The sequence below is a fragment of the Streptomyces sp. NRRL B-24572 genome, from assembly GCF_002156145.1.
Classification (GTDB): Bacteria; Actinomycetota; Actinomycetes; order Streptomycetales; family Streptomycetaceae; genus Streptomyces; species Streptomyces vietnamensis.
The window spans coordinates 1-1,134 of the sequence record NZ_MWIG01000909.1; the positions used below are offsets into that span (position 1 = coordinate 1).

Below are 1,134 nucleotides of genomic sequence, written 5' to 3' on the forward strand. Positions count from 1 at the left end.
GAGGCCATCGGGCAGGCCATGGACATCGCGCAGAAGGAGATCGGGGCCGAGTTCAGCGGCATCGGAGCGGTCCTGCCCGACTGGGTCCCCACCCCCGGCCGCGCCCGGATCAAGCGCGCCACCGCCGTCATCGACGCGGAGGTCGCCCGTGTCGTGTCCCAGCACCGGGACGGCGAGACCGAGCGCCCCGACCTGCTCAGCCGCCTGCTCGCCGCGAGGGACGAGACCGGTGCGGCGCTCTCCGACCAGGAGATACGGGACGAGACCGTCACCCTCTACATCGGCGGCCACGAGACGACGAGCTCCACCCTCGTCTGGGCCTGGTACCTGCTCTCCCGCAATCCCCGGGTCCGCGAGGCGCTCACGGAGGAGCTCGACCGGGTCCTCGCCGACCACGAGCCCGGCTACGACGACTACGCGTCCCTGACGTACACCCAGGCGGTCATCAAGGAGACCCTCCGGCTGTACCCCACGATCTGGCTGCTCACCGGCCTGGCCAAGGAGGGCGCCACCCTGCGCGGCATGCCCGTGCCCGCCGGCACCCGCGTCTGGTCCAGCCAGTGGGCGACCCACCGCGACCCCCGGTGGTACGGCGACGCCAAGGCCTTCCGCCCCGAGCGGTGGATCGACCAGGACGGCGAACCGGCCCAGGAGATACCCGAATACGCCTGGTTCCCCTTCGGCGGCGGCCCCCGGGTCTGCCTCGGCACCCGCTTCGCCCTCGTCGAGGCGGTCCTCGTCCTCGCGGTCCTGGCCCGCCGCTACCACCTGGACCTCACAGCGGACGAGATCCTGCCGGTCCCCAGCCTCACCCTCCAGCCGGACCGCGACGTCCTCGCCACGGTCCACGCGCGGAAGTGAGGCGCGGCCGACGTTATCGTCGCGGAATGGCTCGAGATCACGAGAAGTTCGACACCGCGATGGCCACCTGGCAGGAATGGCAGGAAGCCCCCTGGGGCCGCCTCCGCTACACGCTCGCCGAGGCGAACCTCATGCGTCACCTCGACGAGGGCCCCGGGGGCGGGCCGCTGCGGATCCTCGACCTCGCGGGTGGTGACGGCGGCGACGCGCTGCGGCTCGCCGCGCGCGGGCACCACGTCATCGTCGTCGACCTCGCCCCGGCCATGCTGGCAG

At 72.7% G+C, this 1,134-nt stretch carries 1 protein-coding gene and 1 pseudogene; both read left to right on the forward strand.

The window, feature by feature from the left end; translation table 11 throughout:
* On the forward strand, nucleotides 1-861 hold an 861-nt coding region (locus CCN56_RS38090), incomplete at its 5' end, for a cytochrome P450 (RefSeq protein ID WP_143664773.1).
* A 26-nt stretch (nucleotides 862-887) separates the two neighbouring features.
* Nucleotides 888-1,134 (forward strand): annotated as a pseudogene (locus CCN56_RS38095) (SAM-dependent methyltransferase); the annotation flags it as partial.